This window comes from Arthrobacter sp. C152, from assembly GCF_054890965.1.
This window is the reverse complement of record NZ_JBTZSU010000023.1, coordinates 35,281-51,361: the sequence shown is the minus strand read 5'-3', so window position 1 is coordinate 51,361 and position 16,081 is coordinate 35,281. Positions and strand designations below refer to the sequence as shown.

At 66.9% G+C, this 16,081-nt stretch carries 17 protein-coding genes; 5 read left to right on the top strand and 12 right to left on the bottom strand.

Going from position 1 to position 16,081, the window contains the following annotated elements; genetic code table 11:
- Positions 1-53: 53 nt before the first annotated feature.
- Together ACYSM9_RS15175 and ACYSM9_RS15170 are read right to left on the bottom strand one after the other, a co-directional pair.
- A complete protein-coding gene (locus ACYSM9_RS15175; protein WP_461857782.1) occupies positions 54-1,070 on the bottom strand; it encodes a sugar phosphate isomerase/epimerase family protein in 1,017 nt (338 codons plus the stop codon).
- A gap of 145 nt (positions 1,071-1,215) precedes the next feature.
- Entirely contained in the window at positions 1,216-1,611 is a 396-nt protein-coding gene (locus tag ACYSM9_RS15170; RefSeq protein WP_461857781.1) for a CBU_0592 family membrane protein, read from the bottom strand.
- A 228-nt stretch (positions 1,612-1,839) separates the two neighbouring features.
- Between ACYSM9_RS15170 and ACYSM9_RS15165 the strand changes: the two genes are divergently transcribed.
- The 4 genes from ACYSM9_RS15165 to ACYSM9_RS15150 all read left to right on the top strand — a co-directional run bounded on the left by ACYSM9_RS15165 (position 1,840) and on the right by ACYSM9_RS15150 (position 5,777).
- Positions 1,840-2,289, top strand: a complete 450-nt coding sequence (locus ACYSM9_RS15165; RefSeq protein WP_461857780.1) for a helix-turn-helix transcriptional regulator — start codon at positions 1,840-1,842, stop codon at positions 2,287-2,289.
- Positions 2,286-2,705: a VOC family protein gene (locus ACYSM9_RS15160; protein ID WP_461857779.1), complete on the top strand. Its 420-nt coding sequence runs from the start codon at positions 2,286-2,288 to the stop codon at positions 2,703-2,705. Before ACYSM9_RS15165 ends, ACYSM9_RS15160 begins: the two co-directional genes overlap by 4 nt.
- 92 nt (positions 2,706-2,797) lie before the next feature.
- Positions 2,798-5,182 (top strand): ATP-binding cassette domain-containing protein, encoded by a 2,385-nt coding sequence (locus ACYSM9_RS15155; protein WP_461857778.1) that lies wholly within the window; start codon positions 2,798-2,800, stop codon positions 5,180-5,182.
- Between the two features lie 22 nt (positions 5,183-5,204).
- On the top strand, positions 5,205-5,777 hold the full coding sequence (locus ACYSM9_RS15150; RefSeq protein ID WP_461857777.1) for an MOSC domain-containing protein: 573 nt from the start codon (positions 5,205-5,207) through the stop codon (positions 5,775-5,777).
- A 129-nt stretch (positions 5,778-5,906) separates the two neighbouring features.
- Here ACYSM9_RS15150 and ACYSM9_RS15145 read toward each other — a convergent pair whose 3' ends face one another.
- From ACYSM9_RS15145 to ACYSM9_RS15110, 8 genes are all read right to left on the bottom strand, one after another.
- Positions 5,907-6,887, bottom strand: coding sequence for a cyclase family protein (locus ACYSM9_RS15145; protein ID WP_461857776.1), 981 nt, complete (start codon positions 6,885-6,887; stop codon positions 5,907-5,909).
- The gene (locus ACYSM9_RS15140; protein WP_461857775.1) at positions 6,884-7,141 is read right to left on the bottom strand and encodes a hypothetical protein; all 258 of its coding nucleotides are present in this window, start codon (positions 7,139-7,141) and stop codon (positions 6,884-6,886) included. Before ACYSM9_RS15140 ends, ACYSM9_RS15145 begins: the two co-directional genes overlap by 4 nt.
- 9 nt (positions 7,142-7,150) lie before the next feature.
- Entirely contained in the window at positions 7,151-8,488 is a 1,338-nt protein-coding gene (locus tag ACYSM9_RS15135) for a TRAP transporter large permease subunit (protein WP_461857774.1), read from the bottom strand.
- An 83-nt stretch (positions 8,489-8,571) separates the two neighbouring features.
- Positions 8,572-9,354, bottom strand: a complete 783-nt coding sequence (locus ACYSM9_RS15130) for an NAD(P)-dependent oxidoreductase (protein WP_461857773.1) — start codon at positions 9,352-9,354, stop codon at positions 8,572-8,574.
- 35 nt (positions 9,355-9,389) lie between these two features.
- A complete protein-coding gene (locus ACYSM9_RS15125) occupies positions 9,390-10,019 on the bottom strand; it encodes an RraA family protein (protein WP_461857772.1) in 630 nt (209 codons plus the stop codon).
- Positions 10,020-10,050: 31 nt separating this feature from the next.
- The gene (locus ACYSM9_RS15120; protein WP_461857771.1) at positions 10,051-11,058 is read right to left on the bottom strand and encodes a tripartite tricarboxylate transporter substrate binding protein; all 1,008 of its coding nucleotides are present in this window, start codon (positions 11,056-11,058) and stop codon (positions 10,051-10,053) included.
- 44 nt (positions 11,059-11,102) lie between these two features.
- On the bottom strand, positions 11,103-12,605 hold the full coding sequence (locus tag ACYSM9_RS15115; RefSeq protein ID WP_461857770.1) for a tripartite tricarboxylate transporter permease: 1,503 nt from the start codon (positions 12,603-12,605) through the stop codon (positions 11,103-11,105).
- A 2-nt stretch (positions 12,606-12,607) separates the two neighbouring features.
- Complete coding sequence (locus ACYSM9_RS15110) at positions 12,608-13,111, bottom strand: tripartite tricarboxylate transporter TctB family protein (protein ID WP_461857769.1); 504 nt, start codon at positions 13,109-13,111, stop codon at positions 12,608-12,610.
- A gap of 120 nt (positions 13,112-13,231) precedes the next feature.
- Between ACYSM9_RS15110 and ACYSM9_RS15105 the strand changes: the two genes are divergently transcribed.
- Positions 13,232-14,032, top strand: a complete 801-nt coding sequence (locus ACYSM9_RS15105; RefSeq protein ID WP_461857768.1) for an IclR family transcriptional regulator — start codon at positions 13,232-13,234, stop codon at positions 14,030-14,032.
- A gap of 146 nt (positions 14,033-14,178) precedes the next feature.
- On the opposite strand, the gene ACYSM9_RS15100 is transcribed toward ACYSM9_RS15105, so the two are convergent.
- Positions 14,179-15,348 (bottom strand): MFS transporter, encoded by a 1,170-nt coding sequence (locus ACYSM9_RS15100; protein WP_461857767.1) that lies wholly within the window; start codon positions 15,346-15,348, stop codon positions 14,179-14,181.
- The gene (locus tag ACYSM9_RS15095) at positions 15,345-16,010 is read right to left on the bottom strand and encodes a GntR family transcriptional regulator (protein WP_461857765.1); all 666 of its coding nucleotides are present in this window, start codon (positions 16,008-16,010) and stop codon (positions 15,345-15,347) included. The genes ACYSM9_RS15100 and ACYSM9_RS15095 overlap by 4 nt, the downstream gene beginning before the upstream one ends.
- Positions 16,011-16,081: the final 71 nt, after the last annotated feature.

The following is a 16,081-nucleotide window of genomic DNA, read 5'->3' as shown; positions in this document are numbered from 1 at the left end:
GGCGCGACCCGGCATCCCTGGGGTATTGCCGGGCCGCAGTCAAAAGGAGGGAGTTAGCCCGAGACCAGGGACTCCCGCAGCGCGGCATCAGCGTCCCGCAGGACCTTCGCCGCCACCTGGAGCCCTTCGATGCGCCCCAGGGACACGTCCTCGTGCTCGATGTTCACCAGCATCTCCGGGTCCACCTCGTACAGCGCCCGCAGGAACTCGGTCCAGTAGGCGGTGTCATGCCCGCGTCCCAGGGCAACGAAATCCCAGGCGGAGTCCCTGGGCCATTCGTTGACCCATTCGTCGCCGCCCAGGTTGGTGCGGTCCTCGTCCGGGGAAAGCCGGCGGAAGCTGTTGTCCAGCACCCCGTACCGCGCCGCGTTTCGCGGATTCACCCGCACGTCCTTGGCAGCTGCCTGGAACACCAGCGGACCCAGTTCACGGACCACCGCTACCGGATCCATCTGCTGCCAGAACAGGTGCGAGGCGTCCAGCTCAACGCCCACGTGGGTGGCGCCGGTCAGTTCGATGAGCTTGCGGACGTCGGCGGTGTTGAAGACCAGGTTCTGCGGGTGAAGTTCCAGGGCGACCTTGACGTCGAGTTCCCGGGCCAGCTGGTCGATCTCCTTCCAGAACTTTGCGGCAATGTCCCACTGGTAGTCCAGGACATCGAGCGCAGCGGAGTTCCAGGCGTTGACGATCCAGTTGGGCACGGTGGCGCCGGGCTCGCCGCCGGGCAGGCCGGACATGGTGACCACGCGGTTCTGGCCCAGGCGGTGCGCGAGGCGGATTGACCGGCGGACGTCCTCGGCGTGCTTTTCGCCGATCTCCCGGTTGGGGTGCAGCGGGTTGCCGTTGCAGTTCAGCCCGGCGATGGAGACTCCAGAGCCCTCGAACAGCGCGAGGTACTCATCTCGCGCAGCGTCGCTGGCGAGGATCTCATCAAAGTTCGGCACGTGCACCGCGGGAAGGAAGCCGCCGGTGTTTATCTCAATGCCGGTCAGGCCGAGATCGGCAATGACCTTCAAAGCTTCCGACAGGGGACGGTCGTGCAGGATTGCGTTGTAGACGCCCAGGCGCATGCGGTTCTCTCCTTTGAAAAAGCCCCCATACAAGAAGTGGAGCGCTCTAAAGAAAGTACGGGCCCGCGCTTTGTCCTGTCAATAGGATAAAGCGGGGACATGCGCACCAAGGCGCCGGTCCGACGTCGTACGTGTTGCGGAAGGACTACGCCGCGAGGGTGGCGTCTGCTGCCGAGGATATGGGCGCCACCACGGGGATCGAACCCGTGAGCGCTTCAACCGCCTCGACGACGGCCATCTGTCCGGTCGAATCCGGTACGCCGGGGTACTGAACATGGGTGGCCTCGGCGGGCTCGGCAGGCCCATCCACCGAGCGCATCCGGACCAGCGCCACAGCCGAGATGATGAACCAGGCGACGTTGGTGACCACGGAAGGCCAGGCTCCGTGCAGCGTTCCGTTGATGATGAATGCCACGGAGCCGAACAGGTTGGCCGTCTGGAAGCCCTTCCCGGCCTTCAACCACCCCATGGAAACAGCGAGATATGCACTGAGAATCGCAACCGCTCCAGCCCAGCCGGCGATTTCCCACAGCAGTTCCATGGCGTCCCTTTCAAGATGGCTCCCGCACAGCAATTGGGCAGGGGTAAGGCAAGTAATTGAGGTTGTGTTGTGTGCCGGGAACGGCGTTTACTCGAGCCCTGACAGGGCGAGGACGTCATGCTGTCCGGCAGGACAATCATATCTTGCGCGCCTGCCGGATTTTGCCCGCTGGGCCGTGATCCCGGGCACGTCTGGACAACTCCCGCACCGCGTAGCACGATCAGAGCTGTGACCAGCAGCCCACCCACCGACCCCTACCTCCGCGAGCTGACCCAGCTGCGGCGCGTCAAGGACCGGATGGACCGGGAGTACGCGCAGCCGCTGGACGTGGAGTCGCTGGCCAGGGATGTCCACATGTCGGCCGGGCACTTCAGCCGCCGCTTCAAACTGGCCTACGGCGAATCGCCGTACAGCTACCTCATGACCCGCCGGATCGAACGGGCCATGGCGCTCCTCCGGAAAGGCGACCTCAGCGTCACGGAGGTGTGCTTCGCCGTCGGCTGCTCCTCGCTGGGAACCTTCAGTACCCGGTTCAGCGAACTGGTGGGCATGCCGCCCAGCGTCTACAAGCAGGAGGCCGCGGCGTCCGTGGCGGGCATCCCGGCATGCGTGGCAAAACAGGTCACCAGACCGGTCAGGAATCGAGAAGCGCCCGCCCCTGAGCCGTTACTAGCATGACTGCCATGGACATCAACATTTCCTCAACCTTCCTTCCCGCCACTGATCCGGACGCGTCGCTGGCCTTCTACCGGGACGCCCTGGGCTTCGAAGTCCGCAACGACGTCGGCAGGGGCACCATGCGCTGGATCACGGTGGGCCCGGCAGGCCAGACAGACGTCTCCATCGTCCTGCACCCGCCGGCCGTGGACCCCGGCATCACCGATGACGAACGCCGCACCATCACCGAGATGATGGCCAAGGGCACCTACGCCACCATCGTCCTCTCCTCCCCCGACGTGGACGCCGCCTTCGCGAAAGTGGAGGCAAGCGGGGCCGACGTCGTGCAGGAACCCATCGACCAGCCCTACGGCATCCGCGACTGCGCCTTCCGCGACCCGGCCGGCAACACCGTCCGAATCAACCAGCAGCCCTAGGCATATAACAGCAACGTATATAACGGACGACGCCGACGGCAGGCTGCGAGCGCAGCCTTCCGTCGGTGCCGCCCACGAGGAGGGGGACTTTTATGAGCACGGACGCAGACCTGGAGACCAAGCAGGTGCACATCGCCGACACCCATGACCGGATCCGGGTCCAAGGCGCGCGCGAGAACAACCTCAAAGACGTCAGCCTGGAGCTGCCCAAGCGCCGTCTCACCGCCTTCACGGGCGTGTCCGGCTCGGGAAAGAGCTCCCTGGTGTTCGCCACCATTGCCGCCGAGTCGCAGCGCATGATCAACGAAACCTACAGCGCCTTCGTCCAGGGCTTCATGCCCAGCCTGGCCCGTCCGGACGTGGACCGGCTGGAGGGACTGACCACGGCCATCATCGTGGACCAGGAACGGATGGGCGCCAACCCGCGCTCCACCGTCGGCACCGCCACCGATGCCAACGCCATGCTGCGCATCCTGTTCAGCCGGCTCGGCAAGCCGTACGTGGGGCCGCCCACCGCCTTCTCCTTCAACGTGCCCACCCGCAAGGCCAGCGGCATCATGAGCACGGAAAAGGGCGGCCGGGTGGAAAAGAACGTGGTCCGGCAGGTGACGTACCTGGGCGGCATGTGCCCGCGCTGCGAGGGCATGGGCAACATCAGCGACATCGACCGGGCTGCGCTGTATGACGACTCGAAATCCCTGAACGAGGGCGCCCTCACCGTCCCCGGCTATTCCATGGACGGCTGGTACGGCCGCCTGTTCCAGGGCATGGGCCTGCCGATGGACAAGCCGATCGCGAAGTTCACCGCGAAGCAGCTGGACACGATGCTGTACGCCGAGCCCACCAAGATCAAAGTCGAGGGCGTCAACCTCACCTTCGAGGGCATCATCCCGAAGATCCAGAAGTCCATGCTGTCCAAGGACGTGGAGGCGATGCAGCCGCACGTGAAGCGGTTCGTGGAACGCGCCGTCACGTTCGCCGTGTGCCCGGACTGCGGAGGGACCCGGCTGACCCCGGAGGTGCTCAACTCACGGATCAACGGCAAGAACATCGCCGACCTGTGCACCATGCAGATCAGCGACCTTGCGCAGTGGATCCGGGACCTCGACGAGCCCTCCGTCCGGCCGCTCCTGGCCGGGCTGCGGGACCTGCTGGATTCCTTCGCCGAGATCGGCCTGGGCTACCTTTCCCTGGACCGCCCGGCCGGCACCCTCTCCGGCGGCGAAGCGCAGCGGACCAAGATGATCCGGCACCTGGGCTCCTCCCTCACCGATGTCACCTATGTCTTCGATGAGCCCAGCATCGGCCTGCACCCGCACGACATCGAGCGTATGAACACGCTCCTGCTGCAGCTGCGGGACAAAGGCAACACCGTCCTGGTGGTGGAGCACAAACCTGAGATGATCGCCATCGCCGATCACGTCGTCGACCTCGGCCCGGGCGCCGGCACCGGCGGCGGCGAGATCGTCTTCGAGGGCGACGTCGACGGGCTGCGTTCCAGCGGCACCATCACGGGCCGGCACCTGGACGACCGCGCCCGGCTCAAGGACTCGGTTCGCAGTGCCACCGGGGCGCTCGAGGTCCGCGGTGCGTCAACGAACAACCTGCGCGACGTGGACGTTGACGTGCCGCTGGGTGTGCTCTGCGTGGTCACGGGCGTTGCCGGGTCCGGCAAGAGCTCGCTGATCCACGGCTCACTGGCCAAGCGGGACGGCGTCATCGTCATCGACCAGGGCGCCATCAAGGGCTCCCGCCGCAGCAACCCCGCCACCTACACCGGCCTGCTCGAGCCCATCCGCAAGGCCTTCGCCAAGGCCAACGGCGTGAAGCCTGCGCTCTTCAGCTCCAACTCGGAGGGCGCCTGCCCCACCTGCAACGGCGCCGGCGTCATCTTCACCGAGCTCGGCGTGATGGCAACGGTCGAGTCCACCTGCGAGGACTGCGAGGGGCGCCGGTTCCAGGCCGCCGTCCTCGAGTACACCCTGGGCGGGCAGAACATCGCGGACGTGCTGGACATGTCGGTGGAGGCGGCGCTCACCTACTTCGCCGAGGGTGAGGCCAAGACGCCGGCGGCGCACAAGATCCTTGAGCGACTGGCGGACGTGGGCCTCGGCTATATCTCCCTGGGCCAGCCGCTGACCACCCTGTCCGGCGGCGAGCGCCAGCGGCTCAAGCTGGCCACGCAGATGGCCGAAGCAGGGGACGTCTACATCCTCGACGAGCCCACCGTGGGCCTGCACCTGGCCGACGTCGAACAGTTGCTGGGGCTGCTGGACCGGCTGGTGGACTCCGGGAAGTCGGTCATCGTCATCGAGCACCACCAGGCGGTGATGGCGCACGGCGACTGGATCATCGACATCGGCCCGGGAGCAGGCCACGACGGCGGCAGCATCGTCTTCGAGGGCACGCCGGCCGAGCTGGTGGCCGGGCGCGCCACACTCACCGGGCAGCACCTGGCGGCATATGTCGGCGCCTGAGTCCGCGCTTACGGTAGGTGGTATGTCCGAAAACTACCGGTACGACGTCGAGATCCTGCACCTGCTGGTGTCTCCGGCGCACGCCTACTTTGGCCGCGCCCGGGATGGTGCGGCCAACGTTCCCACAACCGATGCCGAGCAGGCCGAGGTGGTGGCCGGCAAGGGCATCGTGGGCGACCGGTTCTTCGGCAAGGCCGCGCATATGGACGCTGCGGTGACCCTGTTCGCCGTCGAATCCCTCGAGGCCATCGCCGCCGAACTCGGCGCCGCACCCTTCGACCCCCTGCTGAGCCGCCGGAACGTGATCCTTCGGGGAGCGCAGCTGGCCCCGCTGCTGGGGCAGGACTTCATGCTGGAATCCGGCGGTTCCGCGGTGTCCTTCCACGGCGGCCGGCACGCCCAGCCCTGCGCGTGGATGAACGAAATGCTGGCCCCCGGTGCGCACCCGGCGATGCGGGGGCGGGGCGGCATCCGCTGCCGGGCTCTCTCCGGCGGCTTCCTGCACCGGGGGCCGGCCGTGCTGGTCAGCCCGGTGCCGCTGGACCCGGCCCGGGCCGGTGAGGCGAGCCTGCTGCGGCCTTCCCGGCTGCCCTAGGAGGACGTACGACGGCGTCACGCACGGCACGCTTTCGGCACGCCTGAGGCGGGGATGCCCCGGAAACCCGGGGTCCCGCCGTCGTCCGCTGCCTTAAAGCGTGCCCCGCGTGACGCTCCCGTCTCCAGGTCACACGATGGCGGTGGCGTTGGCCGGGGAGCCGGTGCCGCCGGTGATATTCAGCGGCTTGATGCTGATGAAAGAGTCCCACCTGCCGCTGGTCCGCATGTGCCGGGCAAGGGGCCCGAGTTTCCACAGCTCACCCAGGGGCATGCCGAGCTTGGCCAGGAGCTGCTGGTGCATCATGCCGTGGTCGTTGATGGCCGTCGACCGGTAGGGGCTTTCGGGGACTACGGGCAGGCACTCGAACGCGAAGTTGTCGGCGGCGACCACCGCGAACCGGGTGTCCCAGGCCCAAGCCACGAACTCCTGCGACTGGGCCACGCCGGAAGCCCTGCGGCTCTCACGGACTCGCTGCTTTTCGGCAGGACCAAGGGCAAGGAACCACTCGCACCACCCGGTGTGGAGCATGAGGATGTCTCCGGGGAGGGCAGTAAGGGACTGGGATTCCATGGCCGCGTGGACCAGGTCCACGGTGAGGGGTTCCCCGGCTGCGTGGTCGATGGGCTCCCCCAGGCCGTTCCGGAAGCCGTCGAGGTCCACCAGGATGCCCCGGCCCGTGATCGGGTGTTCGGCCCATTCCTGGATACCGAGGTCCGGCGTGCCCTCAGTGATCAGGTCATCGGGTGTGCCGTTGTAGAACCCCACGTCGTCGGCGCGGCGATGCCGGAGCCCGTCAATCTGCGTGGATCCCTGCAGGTAGTAGCCGTCCAGGAAGTCGTCGCGATGCGCCGGATGCGAGGAGTAGATGGTGTGCCGCGGCGCACTGCGTTTGAGTGACATGCCGGGATCGAACGCGTCGGCCGGATAGTCGAGGCCGAACACGGTCCCGGTCCGGATGCTGTTCCTGGCGGCCAGAACGGTATCGGCGGTGATGAAGGACGGTGTGCCCCGGCCTGGTTCCGGGAACAGCCCCCAGGATGTCCCTGACAGGTCACCCTCCCGTTGGAGGAGATCGGCGAAGGTGGGAAACGTTCCGCGGCCAGTCATCGGGTGGTTGCTTCCTGCTGCTGCGTGGCCTGCTTGCGGGGGCGGTTGTAGCTGAGCAGGAAACCGGCGATGGCACACACTGAGGCCGCGATGCACATGGGCGGTTTGATGTACGTGTTGAAGAACTCCAGCCAGCCGTTTTGCCCGGCCACCAGGCCGGCGGCCTGTCCGGCAACGAACAGGACGCCGCCGAGAAGGAGGGCTCCGAGCGTAAGGGTGAAGACGGTTTCGGTGAACCTTCGGGGTGTGTTCATGATGGGTCCTTAGATCGGCAGAATGCCGAGGATGATCAGCACGCCGATGACCAGCAGGGGCAGGGCATAGTGGGTGAGCAGGCGGGCGAAGGTCTTGATGGGGTTGACGTCGGCGATGCCGCAGGCAACGTAGAGCGGCGCACCGCCGGGTGGGACCGCTGCCTCACAGGAGGAGAAGACCAGGACGGCAACGGCTGCGGTGGTGGCCGGCACGCCGGCAGCGACCAGGGCCGCGACGCCCACCGTTCCAACGGCAGCCATGGTGGCCGTGGCAGACAGGGGGGCCGCGACCGCGACGACGATCAGCCCGACCAGGATGGCGAGCAGCCAGAGGGGAAGGTTCATCCCGTTCAGCAGGGCCGTCATTTGCTTGGGGAGGCCCGTAGCGGCGAGCGCGTTGGCTCCGGCGAAGGCGAAGAGCACCGTGACGCCGACGATTCCGAACCGCGGGGCCGAACCCTGCAGCAGGTCGCCCCAGGCGCGGCCGGTGCGGGGCAGTCGTTTCCGGCCCAGCAGTGCACCCGTGATGAGAAGGACCACCGGAATCCAGACGATCACGCTAACGGACTTGCTGACGTCGCCGCCGGTCCAGTCCGAGAATGCCGACGTGAGGAAGCCGGAGGTGATGACCAGGGGGATGGCGACGACGACGAACAGCAGGAGCGTGGCCCAGCCCTGGCCAAAGGCGGCCCGAACGGACAGCCGGTGGGCCGGGTCGAGGGGGGCCATTCCGCTCTTGCGGATCAGCAGCCAGGTGACGATGAGGCGGTGTAGGAAGCACCAGAGGCCGCCGAACAACAGGGGGATGACGAGGTCGTTGATGTTCAGCAGGGGCCCCACCGTGGCGGAGCCCACCAGGACGAACATGGAGGCGCTGAACGGGAAGGTAATGCCCATCCCGGCGTTGCCTGCCACCAGCGTGGCCGCGGCCGGCTTGTCCAGTTTGGACTTTTCCATCCAGGGGATGGTCACGGAGCCCACCGTGGCGGCGATGGCGGCCTGGTTGTGCACCACCCCGCCGAGGCCTGCGGAGGCAACCGTGGAAACCCAGGCCGGGCCGCCCTTAACCCCGCCGATGAGGGAGTTCAGCAGGTCGATCAGCCGGTCCAGGACGCCGCCCTTGTCCAGGAGGTAGCCCATGAACACGAATGCCATGGTGGCGTACACAATTTCGTCGGTGGCCGCCGAGTAGAGCGCCGACCAGCCGACCTGCGCGGCGGCGGAACCGGTGAACGGGAGCACCACCAGGAATCCCAGGATCATGGCCTCGCCCACGCTGCGCTTGATCAGAGTGGTCCAGAGCAGGATGACGGCCAGGTATGCCCCCAGGGCCCAGACGCCGATCATGTCCATGCTCCTGACGTTGCGGTGCGGTTCTTTGCGCGGTTAGCCAAAACAGTCCTCTTCATTGATTCTGTCCGACCTTGGGGTCAGCGCAACACCGGCTCGGAGTCCTGCTCAGCGATGCGCGCATGGGCGGCCGCAGACGCGGCGGTCATTTCCGAGGGCACCCCGAGCTCGGAAAGGTAGGCGGCAGTTTCCTGCATCTCCCGTGACCGGCGGAGCGCGTGCTTGGGGGTGCCGGCCAGGAACCGGTCGATGACGGCCTGGCCGTCGCCGGCGAGCTGGTTGGCGATCTGGCCGCGGATCCAGTCTTCGAGTCCTGCGGCTTTCCCGGCATTGACCGCCTCGACAACCACGGCGGCAAGTCCCTTCATCAGGACGCTTCGGAGCAGCTTGTGCGCCATGGCAGCGCCGGGCCCGCCTTCGGTGATTTCGACGTCGACACCCAGCGGGCGAAGCAGGTCTGCCACCGCCTGCGCGCCCGGGCCGCTGACCATCAGCGGCGTCTTTTCCCCGAGCGCCGAGACCGGCCCGAGGATGGCGACGTCGGCGAAGCTGGCTTTGCTCGGCAGCTGGCCGAGTTCCTGCATGGCGCCAGGAGACGAGGATGTGAAGTCGGCGTAGACGCTGCCGGCGGCGAGGACCGGCAGGCACTCCCGGGCCACGCTGCGGGCTGCGGCGGCTCCCGTCATCACCAGGACGATCTCGGCTCCGGTGCAGGCTTCGGCTGCGGTTGCTGCCCGGGTGACTCCCTCCGGGGTGCTAGGGGCTACCGGGTCGAAGCCCGTGACTGTGTGGCCTGCCGCGGTCAGCGCCGCGGCGTAGGTGGCTCCGGCTTCGCCGAGGCCGATGACGGTGCACGCTGTCATGGTTTGCTCTGTTCTTTCTCTGGAACTGTTCAGGTTCAATTGCGGGCGGCGACGATGGCCTGGCGGCGGTTTGTCTCGTCCGCGAAGACTGCTTCGGCAGCCTCGGCGACGGCGGCGGCCTGCTCCCGCGGGATGACCACCACGCCGTCCGAATCGCCGACAATGACATCGCCGGGCAGGACGGGTACCCCGCCGAAGGCGACGGCGGTCCCCAGCCTGAACGGGCCATCCTTGTAGGGGCCGGCGGGCGAAGTAGCCCTCGCGAAGACCGGCATGCCAATCTCACCCAGCGCCTCGGCGTCGCGCGCTGCTCCGTCCAGGGCGAAACCCGCGACGCCGAGGTTGATGGCACGCTCGCCGATCAGTTCGCCGAGGAGGGCGCGGGATTCATCGCCGCCGCCGGCCACCACGATGACGTCTCCGGGACGGACCTGCTGCAGGGCCTGGTGGATCCCCTTGTTGTCGCCGGGCCGGGTCCACACAGTGAACGCAGGCCCGGCGAGCTTCGCTCCCGGCCAGACAGCCTGGATGGCGGAGTCCGCAACGCCTAGGCGGTCCATGGCATCGCCGATGTTGGCTGCGGGCAGCTTGGCGAGCCGTTCGATGATGTCCCGTTCGGGGCGTGCAAAGTCCGCGCCGGTGGCGTCAAGGGCTGGAGTCGTCATGATGGATCTTTCCGTTCAGGTAGGGCGGGGGTCAGTCTTTTTTCTGGACCTGGGGAAGGACCTTCTTGAAGTCGTCTTCCTGGCCTGCCCAGAACTTCTGGTAGTCGGTGCTGTTGAGGTAGCTGGTCTGCAGGCCGAGGTCTTTCATCTTCTGGACCACGGCAGGGTCCTCGATGGCCTTTTCAATCGCGGCCTCCAGCTTCTTGGCTACGTCATCCGGCAGCCCCGCGGGAGCGGAGTATCCGCGTGCGGTCCCGGCCGTCAGGTCGTAGCCGGATTCCTTGAACGTGGGGATGTCCGGCAGGGACGGAACGCGTTCGCCGGACATGACGCCCAGTACCCGCGCCTTGCCCTGCTTGCTGAGGTCGTTCACGTCGCTGACGTTGGCCACCAGGACGTCCACGTGCTTGCCAAGGAATGCTGTGGTGGCCTGCGAGGCACCCTCGGAGAAGTGGACCGGCGCAAATTCCGAGCCGGTGTTTTCCTGGATCTGGGCCAGGGCAAAGTGCTCCCCGGTCTGGATGCCGGTGGTGCTGGCGGTCAATGACTTCGGCTTGGCCTTGACGGCGTCCAGCAGCTCCTTCAGGGTCCGGTAGGGGCTGTCCGGCTGGACGGCGATGACGGTGGGGTCGATGACCTGCCGGCCCAGCGGCTGGAAGCTCTCGCGGGTGTACTTCGCTCCGCGGGCGGGGTCCAGGGGCGAGACCACCACCGAGGGGGATCCGGTGGCGCCGATGGTGTAGCCGTCAGGCTTGGCGCTGGTCAGGGCCGTGTAGCCGATCTGGCCGCCGGCGCCGGGCTTGTTGATGACCTCCACGTTGGTGCCGAGTTCCTTTTCGAGGACCGGCTGGATGAGCCTGGCCGCGGTGTCCACGGCCCCGCCGGACGAGAAGGCGACGATCAGGTCGATGGACTTGCCCTTCTTGGGAAAGTCGCCGGCGGCTGCACCGGAATTACTTGCGCCGGCGTTGGCGCCGCAGCCTGTGAGGGCGAGCAGGGACGCAGCCGCTACCGCTGCGAAAATCTTTTTGCGTGACATGGGTCTTCTCCTTTGAAGTGGTGCGGGAAATGCGGGTATGGGGATCAGGCTTCCGGGTCCTCCATGAGGGCCTTGGGCTTGCGGAGCTTGAGCAGGGGGCTGCAGATGATGAGCAGGCCAACGGCGATCAGCACCGCGGAGATGGGACGGCTCGTGAAGACGGTGAAATCGCCTTGCGAGATTTCCAGCGATTCGCGCAGGGAGCGCTCCATGAGCGGTCCCAGCACCAGGGTCAGGACCATGGGTGCCAGCGGAATGTCAAGGTTCCGCAGCGCCAGGCCCAGGAGGCCGAACCCGATCATGACGTAGACATCGAAGACGCTGAAGTTGATGGTGTAGGCGCCGATGACCATGAAGACGAGGATTACTGCGGTCAGGATGGGCGTGGGCACCCGGAGGATGGAGGTCCACAGACCCACGAGCGGGACGTTGAGCAGCAGCAGGAGGACGTTTCCGATGAAGAGGCTGGCGATGATGGCCCAAGCGATCTCCGAGTGCTCCGTGAACAGGCTGGGCCCCGGGGTGAGGCCCTGCTGCAGGAAGGCGCCCATCAGCACCGCGATGGTAGGCGAGGCGGGGATGCCGAGGGTGAACAGCGGGATGAGGGCGGCATTGGCGTGCGCGTTGTTGGCTGTCTCCGGGCCGGCGACGCCTTCCACGGCCCCCTTGCCCAGCTCGTGGCGGAAGCGGGAGAACCGCTTTTCCGTGGCGTAGGAAAGGAGCGAGGACACGGATCCGGTCATGCCGGGGATGAGGCCAAGGCCAAAGCCGACGCCGGTCCCCCGCGCCATGGAAGGTGCGCTGCGGCGCCATTCGGTTCGGGACGGAAAGAGCTGCCGGAACCCGGGGGCGTGGACCACCGGGGTGGGCTCGTTCCGGCGGAAGGAGAGGATTTCGGAGAGCCCGAAGACACCGACGATGACGGCCACGAAGCTGACGCCGTCCATCAGGTTGTCGATGCCGAAAGTGAACCGCGGAGCCCCGGCCACGGGATCGATGCCCACCATGGAGATCAGCAGGCCCAGGGCGCCGGAGATCAGGGCCTTGACCATGGACTTTCCGGCCAGGGCGACCAGCAGCGAGATGCCCACCACCATGAGCGCGAAGAATTCCGGCGGCCCCACCAGGAGGCCCATCTCACCCAGCGGCTTGGCGGCGGCCACGAGGCCCACCGTGGCGATGGTGCCGCCGATGAAGGAGCCGACGGCGGCCAGCGTCAGTGCCGCTCCGGCCCTCCCCATCCTGGTCATGGCGTAGCCGTCGATGGTGGTGATGGCCGATGACGCTTCACCGGGGGTGTTCAGCAGGACGCTGGTGATGGTGCCGCCGTACTGGGTGCCGTAGAAGATGGCACAGAGCATGATGATGGACCCGGCGGGGTCCAGGTTGAGTGTCAGCGGAATGAGCAGTGCGACGCCCGCGACGGGTCCGACGCCGGGCAGGACGCCGATGATGGTGCCGAGCAGGCACCCGAGGAAGGCAAACAGCAGGTTCTGCCAGGTCATGGCGGTGGCAAAGCCGCCAAGCAGTTCATTGAGGGTTTCCATGCCTAGAGTCCGATCAGTTTCAGCGGGGTGAATGCCGACACGGGAAGGGCCACGTTGAGGCCGTAGTTGAAGGCGTAAAAGGCTCCGACGCTCCCCGCCAGGGCGATGATCAGGGAGGGGACCCACGCCCGGCGTCCGCGGATTTTCAGGTGGTAGAGCAGGAACGCGAACATGCTCAACTGGAAGCCCAGCAGGTCCATGACGGACGCCAGGATGACCAGGCTGGCCACGACGGAGATGACCACGCCCTTGTCCACGCCTTCACCTTTGGCGCTGGGCCGGCGCAGTTCCTGGAGGAGCCAGACTGCCGACATCGCGACCAGGAGCGCCCCCATAGCGAAGGGGAATAGTCCGGCGCCCGGGCCCAGGGACGTCCAGAGCCCCAGGCTGACCGAACTGACCAGGACGTAGATGCCGACGGCGGCGAAGGCGCCGATTCCCGCCAACACCCCGGGAGCGATCCGGGTGGGGCTCCCTGTTGTCGTCGTGACTGACTCCGTTGTCATGGTTTTCCTTTTCACAGCGCGTCATTGCATTTCACAGAATGAAACTATATTGCGTACTGAGAAATAGTGACAGGAGACACAGGAGCTGTCAAGCGCAAGGAACTTACATAGAATGGAAGAATGGCGACGACGACTTCCACCACGGCCGGTCCGGCAGAAGAGGGCGCCAAGTCCTCGAACATGCGCTCCCTCTCAAGGGCCATGGAGGTCTTCGCGGAACTGCAGAGGGCAGAACGGCCGCAGCGGCTCAGCGACCTGGCGCGGAATTGCGGTATGAGCCTGCCCACCACGCTGCGGATCCTCCGGGTGCTCCAGGACTTCGGGATGGTCAGCCAGAAGGACAAGTCCTACCGGATCGGCCCCGCCGTCCTGCCGGCGGCAAAGAGTTTCCTGGAAAACGATCCCTTGGCGGTCGCGGGACGACCGGTTCTGCAGCAGCTCGCGGCCCAGACCGGAATGTCTGTTTCCCTGCACACCCGCCTCGGGTTTGAGCGGATCCTGGTAGCGCGGGTTCAGGGCAAAGCGCCCATGCAGTATGACCTGCCCCTGGGTAAACGCCTGCCCCTTACTCGTGGCGCGGCCGGAAAGATCCTGATCGCGGGCGCCACTGATGCCGAACTCCAGCAGGTGGTAGCGGCCGCTATCGCCTCCGGCCACGAGGAGCAGGGATTCACGGTTGAGGAACTGAAATCACGGCTGCCCGAGCCTGGATGTGACTACGCCTATTCTGCGAATGAGCGCGTGGTTGGCGTGCTTTCCGTAGGGGTGGCATTGACGAACAGAGCCGGCCGCGCCAACGAATCAATGGCCTTGAACTGCCCAGCGGAGGCGACGACCGAGGAGAAGATCAAAGCCAACGTCCCAGAACTGCGCCGTGCCGCCAGCCGACTCTCCGAACTGCTCGAGGGCTCCGTCTACTGAGCCCCACCCGCCGGAGGCGGCGGAGCGCACGACGGCGTCACGCACGGCACGCTTTCGGCCCAGCTGGGGTGGGGAAGCCCCGGAAACCCGGGGTCCCGCCGTCGTACTCTCCCTGAAAGCGTGCCCTGCCTGACGCGGGGCACGAATCAGTCCAGCTGCACGCCCCGTAGCAGCAGGAGCGTCCCGCCCACCACTGCAGCCGAGGCCAGGAAGACGCCGCCTGCACCAAGTCCGGCAGCGACGCCGCCGATGGCACTGGGCAGGACCACCTGGCCCACCCGGTTCCCGGCGAGCCGCAGGGCCAACGCACGTCCACGCTGGCCGGCGGGGGCCTGCGCGGAAAGCCAGGACATCGTCAGGGGCTGGCCGATGCCGAGCCCCAGTCCTAGCACCGCCATGACGACAAAAAGCAGCCAGGCAGGCATCGGGATCGCGGCCACGGCAAGCGCCACGGTGGACAGCGCGAGGCTCACCACCAGCAGCCTCATCCGGCCGATCCTCCGTGAGACCCGGCCCAGCAGGAGCCGGGAAACCATGGAGAACACGGCGCGGACGGTCAGCATGGCGCCCACGGTGGCCGCGGTGAGGCCGCGGTCGGTGCCGAGTGCGGGAAGGTAGACCATGGTCAGGTCCACCACGGCCAGGACGGTAGCGCTGGTGGCGAGTGCCCGGGCGACGCCGGGAGCCTTCAGCAGCGACACAGCGCTGCCTTTGCCCACAGCCGCAACAGCCTTGTTCCCGCCGCCGACCTGGGCAGACACAAGGAAGGTGGTGGCGAAGAGCACCAGGCTCATGACGACGGAGAGCAGGAAGATCGCCTGCGTATCGGGACGGACCGTGGCCCCTCCCACCAGCGAAATCGCCAACGGGCCGAGCGCCTGCCCCAGGGAAGCGGCGAAGGTCAGGTAGCCGAAGGCGGAGTCCATCCGGGATGAGGCCGCATTGTTGGCAACCACCGCCTGCTGCCCCACCACGCACGCCAGCTGCCCGGCGCCCAGCAGCGCAGTGCCGATGACCAGGGCCGTGATCGATGAGCCCCACAGCAGCAGGAAGGCGGAGCAGGCAAGGACGACGGCGGATCCGATCGCCATGAGCCGGCGCTCACCCAGGCGGTCCACCAGGCCGCCCGTGGGAACGGCGAGCAGCAGGGGAAAGACCGCGTAGCTGGCAGCCAGCAGGCCGAGGGCGAAGCCGGGGACGTCCAGTTCGAGGGCCCGGTAGGTGGCGGCGGGCCGGACCAGGAAAGTGACGGCCTGGATCAGCGCGGAATGGACCAGGAGGGCGGTAGCCGATCGGCGCCCGAGTTCGCCGATCATGAGCTCGCCGCGGTGTCGCCGGACATGGCACGGACCGCAGCGTCGCGGGCGCCCATGACGTGGTCGAAGGCCAGTTTGGCGGCCTTGTCCGGGTCACCGCCGGACAGGGCTTCGACCAGGGCCCGGTGCTGGGCCAGCGCCTGGTCCCTGCGTTCCTGCGTGCTGTTGGTGAAGTGGCGGTACCGCTCCATGTGGCTGGAGATCTGGTCGTGGAAGCGGCGGGCCCAGGAATTTCCGGCGATCGCGGCGATCTTCGCGTGCAGCGCCATGCCCTGTTTCATCGCATCATCGGCGAATTTCACCAAGGCGGCATTCCGGTCGAGGATTGCCTCGAGCGCTTCGATGTCTTCCGGTGCCGCGTTCAGGCAGGCGTTGCGCGCCATGAGCGATTCCAAGGCTGCGCGGACCTCGTACAGTTCTGAAATCGCTGCCTCGTCCAGCGCGGGCACCAGCACCCCGCCGGTGGGCTGCTGTTCCAGGAGGCCCTCCGAGATGAGGCGGCGGATGGCCTCCCGCAACGGCGTGCGGCTGACCTGCAGCGCCGTGGCCATGGCAGGTTCGTAGATCCGCTCCCCCGGCTTCAGCTCAAGGTTGAGGATCCGCCGCTTCAGTTCGGCGTAGACAACGTGGGCCCCGGTGTTCCGGGTGGGTGATTCCGGCATGATGTACCTCCACGCAGAATCATACTTGTATACATCTATACAGTTGCTCTCCGGCGCAGCAGACAGACAAA